General features: G+C 37.0%; 13 protein-coding genes and 1 pseudogene. 4 read left to right on the forward strand and 10 right to left on the reverse strand.

Annotation, left to right across the window (positions count from 1 at the left end; genetic code table 11):
- Positions 1 to 65: 65 nt before the first annotated feature.
- The 10 genes from FQ082_RS07110 to FQ082_RS13140 form a co-directional block, all read right to left on the reverse strand.
- A complete protein-coding gene (locus FQ082_RS07110) occupies positions 66 to 1553 on the reverse strand; it encodes a lytic murein transglycosylase (protein ID WP_262498175.1) in 1488 nt (495 codons plus the stop codon).
- 493 nt (positions 1554 to 2046) lie between these two features.
- A complete protein-coding gene (locus FQ082_RS07115; RefSeq protein WP_223145349.1) occupies positions 2047 to 2835 on the reverse strand; it encodes a hypothetical protein in 789 nt (262 codons plus the stop codon).
- A 196-nt stretch (positions 2836 to 3031) separates the two neighbouring features.
- Complete coding sequence (locus tag FQ082_RS07120) at positions 3032 to 4072, reverse strand: tetratricopeptide repeat protein (protein WP_149492564.1); 1041 nt, start codon at positions 4070 to 4072, stop codon at positions 3032 to 3034.
- Between the two features lie 102 nt (positions 4073 to 4174).
- Positions 4175 to 5161 (reverse strand): hypothetical protein, encoded by a 987-nt coding sequence (locus tag FQ082_RS07125; RefSeq protein WP_149492565.1) that lies wholly within the window; start codon positions 5159 to 5161, stop codon positions 4175 to 4177.
- On the reverse strand, positions 5161 to 6654 hold the full coding sequence (locus tag FQ082_RS07130; RefSeq protein WP_149492566.1) for a hypothetical protein: 1494 nt from the start codon (positions 6652 to 6654) through the stop codon (positions 5161 to 5163). The genes FQ082_RS07125 and FQ082_RS07130 overlap by 1 nt, the downstream gene beginning before the upstream one ends.
- Positions 6654 to 7811 carry a hypothetical protein gene (locus tag FQ082_RS07135; RefSeq protein ID WP_149492567.1) on the reverse strand — a complete coding sequence of 386 codons (1158 nt, stop codon included), beginning with the start codon at positions 7809 to 7811 and terminating at the stop codon, positions 6654 to 6656. The genes FQ082_RS07130 and FQ082_RS07135 overlap by 1 nt, the downstream gene beginning before the upstream one ends.
- Before the next feature lie 10 nt (positions 7812 to 7821).
- Positions 7822 to 13020, reverse strand: coding sequence for a tubulin-like doman-containing protein (locus FQ082_RS07140; RefSeq protein ID WP_149492568.1), 5199 nt, complete (start codon positions 13018 to 13020; stop codon positions 7822 to 7824).
- Between the two features lie 107 nt (positions 13021 to 13127).
- The gene (locus tag FQ082_RS07145; protein WP_149492569.1) at positions 13128 to 13655 is read right to left on the reverse strand and encodes a hypothetical protein; all 528 of its coding nucleotides are present in this window, start codon (positions 13653 to 13655) and stop codon (positions 13128 to 13130) included.
- 504 nt (positions 13656 to 14159) lie between these two features.
- Complete coding sequence (locus FQ082_RS07150; RefSeq protein ID WP_149492570.1) at positions 14160 to 14606, reverse strand: transposase; 447 nt, start codon at positions 14604 to 14606, stop codon at positions 14160 to 14162.
- A 214-nt stretch (positions 14607 to 14820) separates the two neighbouring features.
- Positions 14821 to 14961, reverse strand: a complete 141-nt coding sequence (locus FQ082_RS13140) for a helix-turn-helix domain-containing protein (protein WP_262498176.1) — start codon at positions 14959 to 14961, stop codon at positions 14821 to 14823.
- A gap of 304 nt (positions 14962 to 15265) precedes the next feature.
- Between FQ082_RS13140 and FQ082_RS13220 the strand changes: the two genes are divergently transcribed.
- The 4 genes and pseudogenes from FQ082_RS13220 to FQ082_RS07170 all read left to right on the forward strand — a co-directional run bounded on the left by FQ082_RS13220 (position 15266) and on the right by FQ082_RS07170 (position 18081).
- The gene (locus FQ082_RS13220; protein ID WP_410477382.1) at positions 15266 to 15439 is read left to right on the forward strand and encodes a transposase; all 174 of its coding nucleotides are present in this window, start codon (positions 15266 to 15268) and stop codon (positions 15437 to 15439) included.
- Positions 15440 to 16083: 644 nt separating this feature from the next.
- Positions 16084 to 17263 (forward strand): annotated as a pseudogene (locus tag FQ082_RS07160) (IS3 family transposase).
- Positions 17264 to 17405: 142 nt separating this feature from the next.
- A complete protein-coding gene (locus FQ082_RS07165) occupies positions 17406 to 17762 on the forward strand; it encodes a TM2 domain-containing protein (protein WP_149492571.1) in 357 nt (118 codons plus the stop codon).
- Positions 17763 to 17889: 127 nt separating this feature from the next.
- Positions 17890 to 18081 (forward strand): hypothetical protein, encoded by a 192-nt coding sequence (locus FQ082_RS07170; RefSeq protein WP_149492572.1) that lies wholly within the window; start codon positions 17890 to 17892, stop codon positions 18079 to 18081.
- Positions 18082 to 18086: the final 5 nt, after the last annotated feature.

The raw sequence follows: 18086 nt of genomic DNA on the forward strand, positions 1-18086 counted from the left end.
CATGACTTTTGTAAGAGGTCTAGTACTTATATCTACTACAGCCCCCACATTAATATTTTATTTAATTACAATTTTCTCTTACTTAAAATTACGATAGCAATGCTAAGCAAAAATAATATAGAAATAATAAAGAGTAAAGATTTACTCCTTACTAAATCAGATAAACCATGCGTAGACTTGGTTTTAGATCCTTCCTTATTTTCGCTCTGTGAACTGTTAGTATCTATAGCTTCTCGATCAGCATTTATCTTTGCCTTTATTTTAGCTGCTTCTCTTAGTTCCTCAGAGCTAGCTATTAGATGTCGGTGTATCTTTTGTCCAGCTTTACCATCTGTTTTGATGTTTATATCTGCTTGATATTTTTGAATCGCTTTGCGTGTTTTATCTCCAATAATGCCATCTACTTCGTCCATACTATAACCTAGAAGGTTTAACGACTCTTGAACCTCGCGAGACTCTTTGCGGTTCAAGCCTGGATCATCAGTAGGCCAAGGGGTTGCAAAGTCAACGTTGGTATCTTGTTGTTTAATACGCTGTGATAAGTGGGCAATAGCTAGTGCATAATTTTCTGACGCATTATAAGCATAGAAGGCATCAAAATTGCGTCCTACTAAAAATGCTGGGCCTTGTTTACCAGATGGTAAAAACAAACCTGCTGAAGATAAAGTCTCTGGTAATGGTTTATTATCTGGCAAAGTAATGCCTAGACCTTGCCAATGAGATATAGGCTTTTTGTTTTTACGATCATTCGAAAAATTAGTGCCTGAAGGTAAGCGTACTTCATAACCCCAAGGTTTATTACTTTGGTAACCACTGTTCTTTAGGAAGTTGGCGGTTGATGCTAATGCATCTGCTTGGCTATTCACCAAATCTTTACGATTATCACCATCAAAATCTTGTGCTAATTGTAGAAATGTAGAAGGCATGAACTGAGTCTGTCCGAAAGCGCCTGCCCATGAGCCTTTAAAGTCTGATTTAGCAATATCGCCTTTTTTTAATATTTTTAAAGCACTAACATACTCCCTACGGAAGTAACTTTGACGACGCCCAAAGCAAGATAAAGTAGCCAAGGAATTAATTACATCTTTTTTGCCTAACTTAGTCCCAAAATCCGACTCTACACCCCAAACACCAAGCACATCATAGCGATTTACCCCATAGTGAGTCTCTATTTTTGCCAATACATTGGCATAATCCTCATCAGCAGCAATACCATCAACAACTCTTTCTTCATCCACTAAGCTAGCTAAATAATCCCAAGGTTCTTTAGCAAACTCTGGCTGATAATTTAGTGACTCTAATACGCTAGGATCTAACAGAGAAGGACGATACTGGGTAAAAGTTTCTTTGACGCTTACAAAAGGACCAGTTTTAACTAGGTTGTTTAAACAGATTGCGAATCTTTGATTATCAATCTCTACTTTATCAGTCTTCGATCTGTCCGTATTTACTGCATATGTAGTGTTACTCACTGATAGCAGGTATATGGATATTAATAAATATGGGACAGCAGATAATGTTAATCGAGGCATTAGTAGTTGCTCAGTAGTCATAAAATCGAAAGCAGTATATTAGCAGAAAAATAATTATTTTATTCAAAGAGCCTTTAAATAAAATATATTTCTCACTTAGACTTAAATTATTCTATTAATTTTTAACTATAGATTTAAAAAATTAGTAAGATAATTAAAGGCAAACCAAATTTAATCAAACCATCTAAAATGTATTATTAATTCAGAAATCATAAGCTTCACGAATGCTCATTTCTTTACATTTAATGCTTTTAATGACTTTGGTCCAAAAGTCTACTGGGTAACTTATAATTATAATATCATTCTCTTTACTTTAAAATAATTTTATTTTATTTATAAAATACTAGCTAAATCTTAAGAAAAATATTATGTTTCTTAATTACATGTTTCACATAATCAGAAGTTTATTGACTTCTAACGATGTATTTATTTTACTTAGCAAATAATTAAACAAGTAATTGATTAATTGCATCAAAAATTCAGTTCTTAATTTTTAAAAATTACATCAAGTCAATTAATTACCACTAAATATTTTTCCTAAAATTGATAAAACTCCTAAAATTAGTAAAATATAAGCGATTATCTTAAAACTATTCGATCCATTTCTACTATCAGCTAGTACGTTGCCATTTTGTGGAATTAGAATTTCTTGCGAATCTGTATTTATAACGCGTACATGATCAGGAACTTCATCTGGCTGTGCAAATATTCTTTCAAGCTTAGCTTGTATTTTTGGTTCTTGAAGGGGTTCTGATTGCTCATGAGTAACTTCATTGTGCGTAACAAGCTTCTCTTTACTGATGTCTCTTTTCTTATTTAATATCAAGCGCCATTGATTATTCACCTCTTTCTTTATACTCTCACAAAAGTAATCAAAGTTCGTATAATTAACTTTTCCTATATTTAAGGCAATATCAGAACTACCTGCCATCTCTGGAGCCACCCAAAGTTGAAAGAATACCAAATTATCTTTAATACGATAGTTGTTGGTTTCCCCATCGTGAGTCATACGAATAAAAGCATCGATAGGTTCTTTTGAATTATTTTTAAAACATATAAATATCTGCCTAACTTCGTCCCTACTTATGTTTCTGTTAAAACCTTTATCTAAATCTATCGAATAATGACTATTAAGCGTATAACCATCTACCAGACAATCTTTTCTTACTTTTTTAGTGACTTCATTTCTATCTACTATATCTAAGGCATAGTTTTCTGAATTAATCCTGCTGAAGTCAAAGTAATTCAATTCAACATCAGCGTCATCCATCAAATGATGCTGGATAAAAATTCCGTATTCCATATCAAGATTATCGACCAATGCTGGCACGTACAACAATAAATTAAATCTCATTAATTCTTAGTCCCTAATTAACTTTAACTGATGCAATATAATTTACTACTATTAAACTTTCCGCTACAGCCTTTAATATCCAAATATTTACTAATACAGCTATGATGAATATAAGACATCACTAATTTCTAAAGCTTCAAAAATATTAATAATTTAATCGATTCATAGCTTGAATAGCATCAGATTCGCCCAGCTTAGCAGATTCACTATACCAATTAATTGCCTCTTCCATATTTATCTCTAATCCGTCGCCATTTTCATAGCGCTTTCCTATGGCATACATTGCTCTCTTATGCCCAAGCTTTGCGGACTCCATTAATAAACTAACGCCCTGTTGTTCATCTTTTTCCATACCACCTGTACCGTTTAGACTATAAGTCGCTATTGCATAAATCGCTGAAGCACTATTGAGCTCAGCTGCCCTTTTATACCACATAGCGGAAGTGTCTAAATCTTTTTCAACGCCTTCACCGATACTATAAAGATAAGCTAAGTTGGTCATCGCACGCGGGTAATTAGCCTCAGCAGAATGACGATGCCATGTTACTGCGTAATCTAGATCTGTATCAACACCAAGTCCTTCTCGATATACCCACGCCAATTGGTTCATTGCCCCTGCGTGCTCTTGGTTTGAAGCTTGCTCAAGCCAAGATCTAGATTGATCATAAAGTTGTACCTGATAGTAATAAACGCCCAGTAAAAACATTGCATTAACATTTTGGTTATTTGCCAAGGTTTCAAGACTATCAATTGAGCTAACATCAAATCCAAAACTAGCTAACCACTCTTCAAATATATCTACATCTCTAGATTGGTTCTTAACGTTGACGATAGTGCTGGCCAGCAAGATTGGTGCAAAAGGGTTTTTATTATCATCAAGTAAACTTTGATACTTCTCTAGGCGTTCCATATCGTTAGGATACTGCGCATCTATTACAGCTAGCTGATCAATCCATTCAATATTCTGCTCATCAGTTGCTGTATTTACAGCAACCTCGACATCTTCTACTGCTGCTATGTCAGACTCATCTACTTGTTGCTCACCTGGTTCACCAATCTCATATAATCCAGCAGACTCTGTATCATCATAATAAGTATCATTATTGGAATCGAAAACACCTGAAGCAATCACCATCAACAGAATGCCTGTAAAACTCATTAACGTATACTGAAGGTTTTTATTCATTAGAATTAAGCCATATTACATTGTGTATTATTTTATGCAATCTGCTAGACAGCATACCTATCGCGTCACTATCATATCAATGGACATGTATAGAGTTGAGTTTTAAAAATTTACTGGCTCTACCCTTAAAATCTCACTGTTACTGCATTCAAGGCTATGCCATTTCTGATGCGTCCACATTTTATCCAAGCTTGTTGGTCTTTGTATACAATAGCCGATACCTTGATCACCAGAGCGATTCGTGATACCCAACACCATAGTATGTCTAGGCGGTTTATCATCTACGATCATATTGCTGATTCCTTGTCCACTGGTCCAAAATACAACGTTAAACTCGCCATCTAATTTATTTGATAGTCTTTTTGGCAATCTCGCAATCAGCGTATTTTTACCGTGTACTCTTTGCCAGTCATTAAAGCCTTCTACCAAATCATCTAAATCTTGCTTAGCAAATATACCCCACACTGAATCCACATCGTTGCTATCTAGCATTTCAATATCAAAGCTGTTCTGGTCAACTTCAGATTCTGTTATAATCTCTTCAGTTATTTCGAGCTCTTTTACTACTGTAACCTCTTCAACTTGATGCTGAATGATTGTTAATAAGTGTGATAAATCCTTTGCTTCTAGTATTTGATCTTCTAGATCAACATACTTTTGCGAGGGAGTTTCGGGGTATATCTGTATACAGTTTTTACTAAAGTCTCGACTTTCTGCTTTTTCATTTAGTTTACTTAATGGGTATAACGTTTCAAGATATATCTTTTCGTGTTTTGCTGATGCCCATAAATAGATATATGCTAAATCTGGTTTGAGTTTTATAAGTGCCTCAACATCGATAAAACCAGATAAAAACAACGATAGATTATTTTTTATTGGAATATCGATGTCGCTAATAATGTCGAATGGTGCTTCTTGCCGTACCAAACGCAGCCAAGATTTGGCATGAACCTCTGCGATATTAATATCTATAACTTCAAGAGGCGAACCATCTGAACTCTCTAAGACTAAACTACATTCAAAGCTATTATTCTCTAAATTTTGTTGAGTCGACAACCGCCATAATACCCACATATCATCATCTATCATTAGCTTGGGTCACAAGTTAGATTAATATTGATAGTCCTTGGATACAGGCTTTCAATATGTTGTTTCGACTTATTAGCAAGACTAGATATCAACTGATTATACTGAAAAGTCTTATCTACAAGGTTGCTGCAGTCCGAATCAGAGCTGCAACCATCACGCTCAATAGAGTACTGAGCATAATAATTTGTATTTATAGCGGAGCTGTTAGCAGCATATTGTAGCGCGAAGCCTTGAGCGCTTTTTTGCGTATCTGCCATTCCCGAGCTTACGCCAATACAAGATTTTTGTGCTTCTATGATAGGAATAGAAAGGTAATTATCTATTACCTCTACTGGTGGTTTGGGCGTGACACTGTAGCCATTTTGCAATGGCAAGTTGAGTCTCAATGTACTGCCTGTTTTGGATCGAAATAGTGGACCATCCGGACAAATCTTGTCACGATTAGTTTTTGGATTGGAATAAGGATAAAAAGCAATACCATTCTTCTCATCCCAGCTAATATCGTAACAGTTCTTTTGCTCTTCACTAAGCGAACTATTGGCTTCAAATGCACTAATATAGGGTTTATGTTCACCCATAGATAAATCAATAATATTTTTTGGACTAATAACTGGTGCAGGCGAGCTAAATGATTCATAACTTTTTGCATCATCCGTTAAGAGTCGAAGCTGTGGCAAAAACTCAGCCTGAGCAATAACGCTGTTTGGAAACTGGGTCTGAGCATCAATTAAATTTTGTTGTATTTTTTCGATCTGGGCAGCATCCGGCGCTTGTTTTGCCAACCAAAAGAAATGTAGATGTTTTTGTGTCTGCTCTAATGTCTTAGGTGCATTATTCACCGTATAATAAGTTCCGACAAATGGCGAACGAAGCGATAAGATACCATTAGATAACGAAGAAGCGGTATTTTCTGCACTCACATAGGCACCAAGGAATGCATCGTACTGCGTCTCAAAGGTTGTTCTCTCAGCAGGCAATAAGTGCATATCTGAAACAATCGCTACTGAGCGTTGTTGAAGTTCAGGTTGTTCTCTGTAATCCTGAAGAATAAGACCAAGCTCAGTGTACTGCCCGCCTAAATCACACTTACCTTGCATCAATTGGTTTTCAAACTTCTCAAAAGGGATGTAAGTTGCTTTGTCTGATGCCTTATCCTGCATAAATATCAATATGCGATCATTCGTTCTGAGTACAGATTGAATGGCTTGGACCAACTTGGTAATAGGAATAGCTTGTTCAGTAGTATCTAATTCTGCATTAAAATAGCCACACATACTCGCTGAACCATCGATAATATAATCGATCGCTGAGGGGCTGTTATTTTTGGGTAATATATCCAAGTTCAATGGCGGCATAAAATTAGGTGTAGCATTGACTTTTACCGCAGGCGCCTCAGTGGCAATCGCTTCGGGCTCATCACTACAACCTGCAACTAAACTAACTAATAATGCCGCGCTTAATGCACCAGCATACTTGGATAGGTATATTTGCATTAGTTTATCTCCAACGGTTCGCCCGAAACTTCTACCGTGCTATTCGTCCGCTGTACTTTGTACCACCCTCTATTAACCCAAACTGTCGATAGTGCATTTGGTTTTTTATAGCAATAGGCAAAGCCCTGTCTATCAGGTTTGGTTAGACTAATAACGGAAGCACGCATCGTATTTTGTGCCAATTCAATAGAGTCAACACCATCACTCTGCGTCCATAGCTCAATCGAATACTGCCAATGATCTAGCTTTTTCTGGATCTCTGCAGATACTAAATCACTAATATTCATGTTGCCCCGATTTTTTTGAAACCATGTGGTGATACTATCAGATAGTTGTTTACGGTCTGACGCGTCTAGATCCTCAATCACTAACGGCTCTTCCATATCCATGAGGGGTAATACTGCGCCAAAGCCCTTGCTACTGATATTATGTTGCCCATCACGTATATCGAGTTGATTTTTTAGATCAGTTTTTAATCTCTCATTATCAGCATTAGATTGCTTCAACTTACTAATAACACTATTTTTTTCACCTTTCAATATTTTATAATTTTGGGTTAATTCTCGATTTTCGTCGCCTAATCTACTAATTTTTAAGAATGATAATAACGCTCCACCTAAGAACAAAAGTAGCAATCCACCACCTAACAGGTAGTTAGTATTCTTCCAAAATGGAACTTTTTTGGCAGCTTCTGGTAGTTTTCCAATAGGTTTTTCTTCGGTGTTATCAGGATTCAGTCCATCTATATTATCGAAAGCAGCAGTGCTAGCAGCCGCGTTGTTACTAGTACCATTATCAATAACATTTTCTTCACTAATGTTACTAGCCTCAGTAGTATTTACTGTACTAGCAGCTGGTATCTCTATATTAGCAGCAAGCGTATTGGAGTTAGTGGCATTTGATTGTTCTATAGCTTTAGGTTTTATACTCTCGTTATCAACATTAATTATTCCTTCAGCGTTTTCAGATGATCGGATATTATCAACTTCCTCTATCGTCATTTTTTCTGGCGATTTACTTATCTCTTGATTATTCACTGTCGCCGCTATCGCTGATAAGGGCAACAGTGCTGCTCCTAGTACCATCGCTAAAGCGAACTTGGATTTTTTTGATTTTTGCGGTACTACTAACTCACTGTTACAGATATTTTTTATCATTATTATAATCCTAGTTACCCTGTAACTTCTGATGCATGGCGGAGTTAAAGTTCCAGTGATCGTTACCATTTCCTGAACCTGTCAGATACATAGCATTGACGTCATAAAAATTAGAGTTACCGGTTCTATTGTTGATAAATAGATATGCAACCTTTTCGATATCATTACTCCAATATTTTTTAGTGTAAGGGAATAGACTTTCTAATACAGGCAGTAGATTCTCTTTGTCTGATAAGCTATCGTTAAGACACGGTCTAGTGCCATCTTTGTCGTAGTCAACCAATACTGGAATATCTGTCATATTTTTATCAAACATATTAGGCGGATATAACATCTTCGGGTGTTCTAAAACACTACTAATCTTATTACTATACATCTGGTCAGCTATACCACCAGCGCCATCACGAATCATATGCTCTTTGCTATTCTCACTATAACTAACATTAAGTGTTATCTCATCACTACCAAAGTAATCAGCAAATATGGTATCCCAAACTGCGTGAGCATAATGACCTTCATTGATAGCAGGATGCGGATGCGTATCATGACTAAAGTAATCGCTTAGCTTAAAGCCATTACCTTGTAGTACGATATTTAGCTTTTGGTTCTTTAGATGGTCAATAGATTTAAACCCAGCTTGTTGTAGTAGCAATTTTATTTTCACGAAAATGTATTCATAAATACTTTCAAAGAACATCTCGGCAACCTTTGAAACTGCACCTGGATCACTAGGCAATTCATCAACGATACGGATACCGTTCCGGATTTGCAGCTTCATAACTGAAGTTAACAAAGTCTCGTAATATTTCTCATTAGTATCTTTCGATTGTATGTTTACTTTATGCTCTAAGAATTTACGAATTGGGCTATCTTTAGGCTTTAGCATCGCACCTAATAAATCATTACCGGCCCATTTAATACTACTAGAGTATTTTAAACGCTGGATTGCGTCATCATAATCCGTATATGCTAGCTCGATGTCGATGTCCGTTGTACCGCCGCCCATATCGATAATTGCATAAGATTCATTAGGGTTGATCATCGACATCTGTAATGCAGCTTCAGTTTCAGAAACCTCTATAACATCTGGCTTCTTGATCGCAATACCTGTTTTTTCAGCCAATTTGCCTAATACAGTTTTCATATCACGTGCATAAGTATTAGCAAAAGTCGTATTTTCAAACATAAAGGCATCAGGACGAGTAACATACACATAGTCGATATCTGTCACCCCAGAATATCTTAAGCGCGCTAACACTCCAATCAACATCTGCTCTATATAAATAGAACGCAGTCTGCTAGATAAAGGATAGTCACTCCCTCCTGTCTCTTGAGGCCACTTAATATTGCCATAAATACGCTGAATATCATTACTTTCAAGTAAACTATTAAAGAACTTAATGCGCTCATTATCTGAATTTGACACCCCTAAAAAATCACTACATAAAGGGGTAAAAATAGGAGCATCTAAATTTAGACCATTGATAAGTACCTGACCTTTATCTGCATTCGCTTTCATGGTCTTTAGCTGAACATCGGTCTGATTACTGCCGTCTGGATTGGTACGATTACTCAAACCAAGTAAGATTTCACTAGGAATGGTATAGCTAATACTTTGCTCTACATCTGCCTGACGCTGTAAATAATAGGCGCTACGGTTTTTTAACCACTCTTCTTGACCTTTGATATCATCAGTTTCGGAATAGACTAACCACTCCATTCTTGCTTCATTAGCAGTATTCGCCAGATTAAGGTTTTCGCGTTTAATCTGACCTTGGTCATTATAAGCTTTTGCCATACAAGTGTTAGAAGTACCAAAATCTAAGCCAATACACTTTATATGACTATTTCCTGATTTGAGATTTTCGTTTAATATAATTGGTTGCGTAGCAATCACTGTATCGCCACAAGACAGCTCTATAATGGCAGGGACAAACTCAACTTTTAATGGAATAGCATCAAAACCAAACACTTTAGATTGCTCTAAATCTTGAGAGTATACCGTGACGGTAATCTTTTCTGAGCCTAGAGTAGTATTTAGCTTGCTGGCTAAATCCTCATACACGTTACGCTTTTCGATATCTACCGTTATAAAGTAGTAGCTCCAGCCTTCTACTTTAAAGTTCGGCCAGACGCCAACACCAAAGGCTAAATCATAAGGTGTGATCGCAATGGTTGGTTGATTAGCATCGCCACCATGTGGGAACTCCATCCAACCTAATTCTGGTACATACAATTTAGTATATTGTATTGAACACTCATTATTACTCTCACCATTAAATTTTACTTTGGTATGAACCGCCTCACCGTTGGGCTTAGACAACTGCTCTATCACTTCAGGTTCAAGCCAGTACTCTTTTTTAACAGGTAAGAATTGTTGGATATTAACCACGTTACCATTGTTATCAGGTAGTTTATCCAACATGACTACCTGTGGGTGTCTAATTAAATAACCACTCGTTTTGACTACAGAGCTTGAAGTACCAATTTCATTCAGCGTCACGACATTACGGCAACCCAAGGTTAGCGCAGGGTAAATCGGCGCCACGACACTAGGAGGCGCTGGCGGCGGTAAATCGGTCAATATACCGGTTAATGCAGTTAATAATATGTTCTCGTTATGATTCTTACTCGCACTAGGACTGTTCTTTAGTCTAATTTTCAAGACGTTCAGCTGCCCTGCAAAAAATTTATCTAGTGAGCTAATATTGTTTTTGTCCCCACTGTCTTTGCGTGAAAACAAATCAGCATATCTATAACGTAGACTTGGAAGTTGCATGTTTTGCAATAGACCTGCGAAGTACTCTTGAGCAGTACTGTTTGCTGCTAAGCACCAGTAATAGCCATTCCATAAAAATAATGGTGTCCGCTCTGAGTCATTAGTCACTATCATACCAAGCTCGCTATCTGACCAGTTTTGGGTCAACAGCTCGCGCTTGAGCCAACGATGATAAGCATTGTTCTCATCTAATGATATCGCAGTATAAACCACCTCTGTCGAACCACTTATCAGTAACCAGAACGCTGCTTCAATGACACGCTGTGCATACAGATATAAGCCCATCTCTGTACTTTGGAATTTATTGGCAACGATTTTGTAATATTCAGTATGGTTACTTTCTATTAACTGTGAGACAGTAATATCATTTTGAATCTGTAGTCGCCATTTCTGCAATAAAAACGACGCTAAGATATTAGGAACACCTTGCGCGATACTCTCATCTAATTGAATCGTGTTAATAAGATTGGAAGTGGTTGATGTGGGGGACAATGCATCTAACCAACGAAGTGTCTTAGGATGATCTATATCCATAATATCTAACGCTGCTACATCGCCTGCTAACTGCAAGTTCCAATCCATCGCGCCGTAATGGGAAATTTTATCTCTTTGTTGCTGCATCTGTAGCTGAACGTGGCTAATAGATTGTGCCGTATCAGACAGAGTGCGGAACTCAGAGAATTTCTCCCCAAACTCCTCTGCTGGTTTCACATAATCGTTGAGGTTTTTAAAGACTGAGCTAGCAATATTACTTGCCAATTGAGAATACTTACTCGTATCAGTGACGCCTTGCTCTATGATGCTATTGATTTTTGCCTGTAGCGTAGTATCAATAGCACCTTGATCATTTACAACGGTTTTCTCTAATACTTTAAGTGCACATGATTGCCACAACTCATCTTTTTCAAAACCCGTTTGGTCATTTGCACCAACCAATTGCGACCATAAAGAATTGGCATTATCTGCACTATTGATATTATGGTAGGCTCTAAACGCTGGGATAATACCTGAGGCATTTTCATTATCATAATCATGCTTTGAAAGCCATTTTAAGCTGTCTTGATATTGTTTCTGTTCAAAGATCAGAGCATCCTTTAGGTTTGTCGCTACAACTTTCGGTACAAAGGTCACTGACTTTAAGCCGAACCAAGCTTTCTTACTCTCTAGGCTGACACCAAACCGCTCACTAATTTCGTCTAATAGCTTTTTGACAGTGTCGTACTGAGCAGCAGAATCCCCTAATACAGCATGGTTAATCTCGCCTTCAGCATATCCATTTAACACCTCAATAAAGGCTTGCAGAATTAAGATAGTTAATGCGTTTTTTACCAACAACATCCAAAGACTAACAAACGTTTTATTCTTTGAAAAATCTTCGAATTGTAAAGCAGCCGAAGTATGTGGATGAAAATGCCCTTTACGTACCTCATGAGACAGCTGACTCATAGGCATATACAATTCGTTTGAGGTAAAATGTCTAGCAAAGCTATTCTGAACAGCATTTGCTGCCAGCAAGTTAACCACGTGTGTATGTTCCGGTTGGTCAAAGTCGCCTGCGCTTGGTCTTTGAATATCTTGCCACATACTACCTGATTGAATAAAAATAGAGCTGACAGCATTATTACTATTAGACTGCAATTCATACTGGAAGTTTCTGAGCGCAAAGGCGGTATTGCGCTTTAACTTCCCAACATCAAAGGCGCTGCCTGTTGAGCCATCTTCACCAGGTTTAAGCTGGAACCATGGTAACGTTGCTACCGTTGCTAAATTAATCGCACGTCCTGAGCTTGAGCTGTTGATGATCTCGTTAAATGTACGAGCTAATGTCGGAATAATACCACTACCTGTACCGCCGAATACTGATCCTACGATGACGATATTACAATCTGAGGTATTAATACCCGTCACATCATCATCAAATAATGACAAGAATTCTTGCTGTAATAGCAATTTATTAGCTGTATTAATTTTTCCGCTGCCATCAAGCACACGTCCAAGCTTCTCACCAAATATGGTTGATCCTACTTTTGGATTGGCATGCATTCCTTCTGAGACTTTTATGTTCAAGTCTTTTTCATAGAAAAAGGCTTTTATCTCTTCATTGGTTTTACTCTTTTGTGCTAATAGAACGTTTTTGACGGTCAAATCACTGCTAGAAGATAAGTTCTGGCTATAGGGCCGAATAATATCAAAATTAGCCTCTCTGGTCTTATTACCAATGCCTCTATGACGCAGATACTCATGAAGACTTTGAATGTCTGGTACCAACTGGCTTCTTCTATTGGCAATTTGTTGAGACTGAGCATCCGCGTCAATAATATAGACGTGTGGAACATCTATAGATCCGGCGTTACCTAATGCTAATACACGTAAATATGCGTGAATGATATGCTGACCTGAACCACCAACCCCAATAAGTACATTTGACACGACAAACTCCTGCTAAATTTAGACAATAAAATCTTTTTATTAGATAAAATAATTATACTAATGCTGATTGATTTATATATTTTAGATAGATAATACCTTTGTATAGGCTACCTATTATTACCATATAAGAATTTAGCAGTGACTAGCAGATAGATGAGCGCACTAATCATCATAATTACGATTGCGCTCACTATTAAGCTTCCCAAAAACAGTGGTGTTGTAAATGGTAAAAATTTGGCGAACAAAATAGACTTAATATTCATGCAAACCTTGATATTTAAAGGGTCTGAAATTACTGCATATATATTAGGCTTGATACAAGAAGCCGCAGACTTATTAAGTAAAAAGTTCGGTAGAATGAACAATAACGCAGATATACCAGCAGCATATGTAGCGTAAATAATTCTTGCTCGTTTGACCATTATGCGTGGGTTCTTACGATTACGATGGAATAATATGGCAGCAACTACAACACTAGAAAAAATAGAAACAAAAGTAATTGCGACATAAAAGGTCAATTGTCCCGTCTGTTTAAAAGCAGGTGCCAATTCATTCATCTCTAAAACCATCAAACCACTTAATACACTGACAATTACACCAGTAATAATAATTGCTTTTATTATTGCATTATTCATAAAACCCTCAATACGACATATGTCGTTAGATATCAAACTATGCAGTTATCGAGTATAGGTTATCGAAACTTATATACTTGCTACATACTAATTTTTAAAATTAATGTTATAAGACATGACTAGCTTAAAATGCAAATAATGATTTAATAAAACAATTTTGTGTTAGAAAATATGCTTGAATACCTACATTTTCTAAGACAAGAAAATTCTATTTTTTTGATTGAATTCTATATTTGCAATAGTCGAAATAATTATGAGACCTAAATTTACGCAATTCGTACATACATATCGCGTAATTCTACTCGACTAAAGTAAATTTTACTATAGCTTACCGATATTAGTTTTATATTTATCTAAATTGAGTAAAGTCAAAAACTCTCGAGCAGATATTATCGAAAACTAACTCGTTCTTTTTAAAAGTAAAAAATCGATACCACCCCTGTTCTAAAATAACTTATCCAAATTATTCTCCATCTAACCTTGGCATAGAAACTTCGCTTATGCTTACTTTTTTTCAATGGGGTTTAGATTAGGGCTGTAGGGTGGCAGCCATAGAATACGATGGCCATACCTGTTCAGTAATTTCTGAATAGGCTTATTTATATGAAATCGAGTCACTCTAGCACAGCTCTCGTCTTGCGCTCGGGCAAAGCAGTACTTTGCTTGATCCTCGCTCATATCCACAATAATCACGCATTTGGTCTTAAGGCTTGGTATTAGCGTGTATTTGCACCAGTCGTACATTACCTTCCAATTCACATTTTTATAGACATACTCAAGGGCGAACAGTCTTTTTTTATACAGAGCACCAATGACATTGTCCCGTTTCTTCGCTAGCCAGTTGTAACTGTCGAAACAAGGCTTGCCTATCGGTGAATAGCCGTAAGGTCTGATGATTTCAGCTTCAAAGCCACTTTTGTCCATATAAACGATGAGATAGCCTTGCTGCATAGAACTGTTGAACTTACTCTGATACGCCGCTCTTTTTATTAGGCAGGCTCTTATATGTTCTAAGGTCTTTTTTTTGACTGACGCTTCAAAGCCGCTTCAAATTCTGACTTACTACAGCCTAAACGCTGTGCTCCCTAGTACATATAATTGTCTGAATGCTGCTCAACATCTTTTAATATCGCTTCATTTTATATTTTAGTCGGTGCTTTATTTTTTATTTTTTAAGAACTAAACTTTGCTGCCAGCTGTGAATAAAGCTTGTGCTAAGCTTATAAAAGTTAGCAGCTTCTCGAATGGTCATACCGTCTTTAATGCTACGCAGTACTTGCTTGCGAAAGTCTATTGAGTAAGTCATCGTTTATGTCATGAAATAAGTTAGTTATGAATGTTGTATCGGTTTTATCTAAGATTTAATATACAAAAGTGGCTTTGAAGCTGAAATCATCAGACCTTACGGCTATTCACCGATAGGCAAGCCTTGTTTCGACAGTTACAACTGGCTAGCGAAGAAACGGGACAATGTCATTGGTGCTCTGTATAAAAAAAGACTGTTCGCCCTTGAGTATGTCTATAAAAATGTGAATTGGAAGGTAATGTACGACTGGTGCAAATACACGCTAATACCAAGCCTTAAGACCAAATGCGTGATTATTGTGGATATGAGCGAGGATCAAGCAAAGTACTGCTTTGCCCGAGCGCAAGACGAGAGCTGTGCTAGAGTGACTCGATTTCATATAAATAAGCCTATTCAGAAATTACTGAACAGGTATGGCCATCGTATTCTATGGCTGCCACCCTACAGCCCTAATCTAAACCCCATTGAAAAAAAGTAAGCATAAGCGAAGTTTCTATGCCAAGGTTAGATGGAGAATAATTTGGATAAGTTATTTCAGGATATGTGCTGTATTTGTGAACTGACTACATAGTTAAATACCTAAATATGATGAAATTTCAGTTGCCATGAGTCGATAAAAGTGCATAATAATAGATTGTAATAATTAAGTAACTTTTTGCAACTTAAGTACAAATATGAGTAAGCTAGTATAAGTTTAAATAAACATAAAAAACCTATTTATCGCTCAACTTATATTGTCACTCGACTCAGTTATAGTGAGCATATTAAAATTACTGAGCTAGCATATAGTCGATCCTAAATAAAAGAAATACAAATATTATAAAGTACTACTGGTATTAATTTTTCTTGCTTACTGTGCCTACGCAGACAAAGGCTGCGAATAATTAATCCCAGTAGTTCTGTACCCTTTTAAAAGTGGATTAACTATACCGCTATTTGTACTTCAAAAAGAATTTCTCAAGACCCGCTCATTGTAAATATTAGAGTTAATGATCTGTTTTTCTTGTTTATCTTTAAAGCATGTTGACTTACGAATAACTTTTGAATTGTAGTTGTATGAACTATGCTGAAGAAACCGTAGAGATAAACTTGGTAAACTAACGAGTCAATAAGGAGTTTACCATGACCAAGAAGATCAGAAATTATAGTACAGAATTTAAAGCCGAAGCCGTCAAGAAGATAGCGGATAATGATGGCAATATTTCAGCGACCAAAAAGCAGCTTGGTATCGCCATGCAGACCTTATCTAATTGGCACATAAAGCCAATCAAGGCAAAATTGCAGGAACAGCTCAATATGATCCTGATCTTATGAGTGCGCTTGAAGAAGTTAAACTGCTAAAACGCCAGCTTAAAATCGCTGAAGAGGAACGCGAGATCTTAAAAAAGGCCACGGCGTACTTTGCAAAGCACAGTTAGTCAGGTACGCCTTCATCAAAGACAACCAGCCATTTTTTAGCATTACCACTATGTGCGGTGTATTAAAGGTTAAACCCTCGAGCTACTACGACTGGATAAGCCGTGACATTAGCGACCAACAGATACATCGTAACTAGTCTGAGCTATTGGTTAGAGCCGCTCACCGTGAAAGTAAAGAGCATTATGGTTATGAGCGTTTGCATGCAAAGCTAATGGAGCAAGGCCATAATATTAGCTTGTACATGGTTATAAGTATCAGAGAAGAGCACGGCATTAAATGTAAGCGCCACAAACGCTTTAAAGTCACCACCGACTCCAATCACAACAAGCTGGTTTATCCAAACGTACTGGATCAGAAGTTTGATGCCAGTCGCCCTAACCAAGCGTGGGTCAGTGACATCACATATATTTTGACGCTTGAGGGCTGGTTGTATTTAGCTGGAGTCAAAGATTTATACACTACAGAGCTGGTCGGCTACGCTATCAATAAACGAATGACCGCAGATTTAGTATGTCGTGCACTCAATATGGCAATCAAAAATAAAGGGCCAAGCCAAGGGCTGATTGTGCAGTCTGATAGAGGCAGTCAGTACTGTAGCCACGCGTATCATAAGATCATCAAGCAGCATCAGTTTAAAGGATCAATGAGTGCTAAAGGCAACTGCTTTGACAATGCGCCAATAGAAAGCTTCTCGGGTGAGGAGCACTGCTCTGCAAGGAAGAACGAGCTTGTGTATCACCAAGACTATAAAACAAGGTTTGCAGCCATCAGCGATATCATTGGATATATTGAGTTATATTATAATCAGACTAGGATTCAAAAGGGCTTGGGCTATAAATCGCCAAGACAGGTGTGGTTTGATTATTATCGTCAAGCTGCGTAACTAAAATCTCCCAAGTTTGACTGTACGGAATTGACGGCAGGGGTCAGTAACATACGATATTAGAAAACCTATTAATAATTACATAATTGTATTTTAAAAAAATCATAGCTTTTATTTAAAATTTTATCTAAGGAATGTATTTATGAACAACGTAGTTACTCAAAGATTTAAAAATGAAAATGAGAAATTTTGTACTGATTGTGCAGCGAATATTAATATGAAAGCTGAAATATGTCCTAAGTGTGGCGTTAGACAGATAGCAATGTCAAATGGGTTTGTATCAGCACAGAATGGTAAAAGTAGGGTAATAGCAGCTTTATTAGCTTTTTTCCTTGGTGCTTTTGGAGTCCATAAATTTTACTTGGGTCAGGTTGGAATGGGTATTATCTACTTACTATTTTGTTGGACTTTTATACCTGCAATCATAGCATTTATTGAGTTTATCATCTTGCTACTAATGAGTGACATTGAATTCAACAGAAAATATGGTGGATTATAACTAAAAAAGGTAGTGTTCTAAAAAGTGTCCTGGCATAAGACTGAGCTATGCTGAAGAAAACGTAAAGATTAGAAACTTTTCTAAAAACTGTGTCACTGCTTATATTTCACTAACCAGAGAATAAGCAATGACTACTCAATCTGACATTAACAAATTGGCTGAGCAAATAGCTGGTAGTATTAGCAGCTTTGCTAACATCACCGCTTGGCAGAACAGACCATTGAGTAGTATCTATCCTATTTTCTACCTAGAGACTGCATTGAGCTATGCTGTCAATCCTGTAGACATTTACTTGGGAAGTTTTAGTTACACAACTTGACGTCA

It is taken from the genome of Psychrobacter sp. ANT_H56B, assembly GCF_008369245.1.
GTDB lineage: Bacteria > Pseudomonadota > Gammaproteobacteria > Pseudomonadales > Moraxellaceae > Psychrobacter > Psychrobacter cryohalolentis.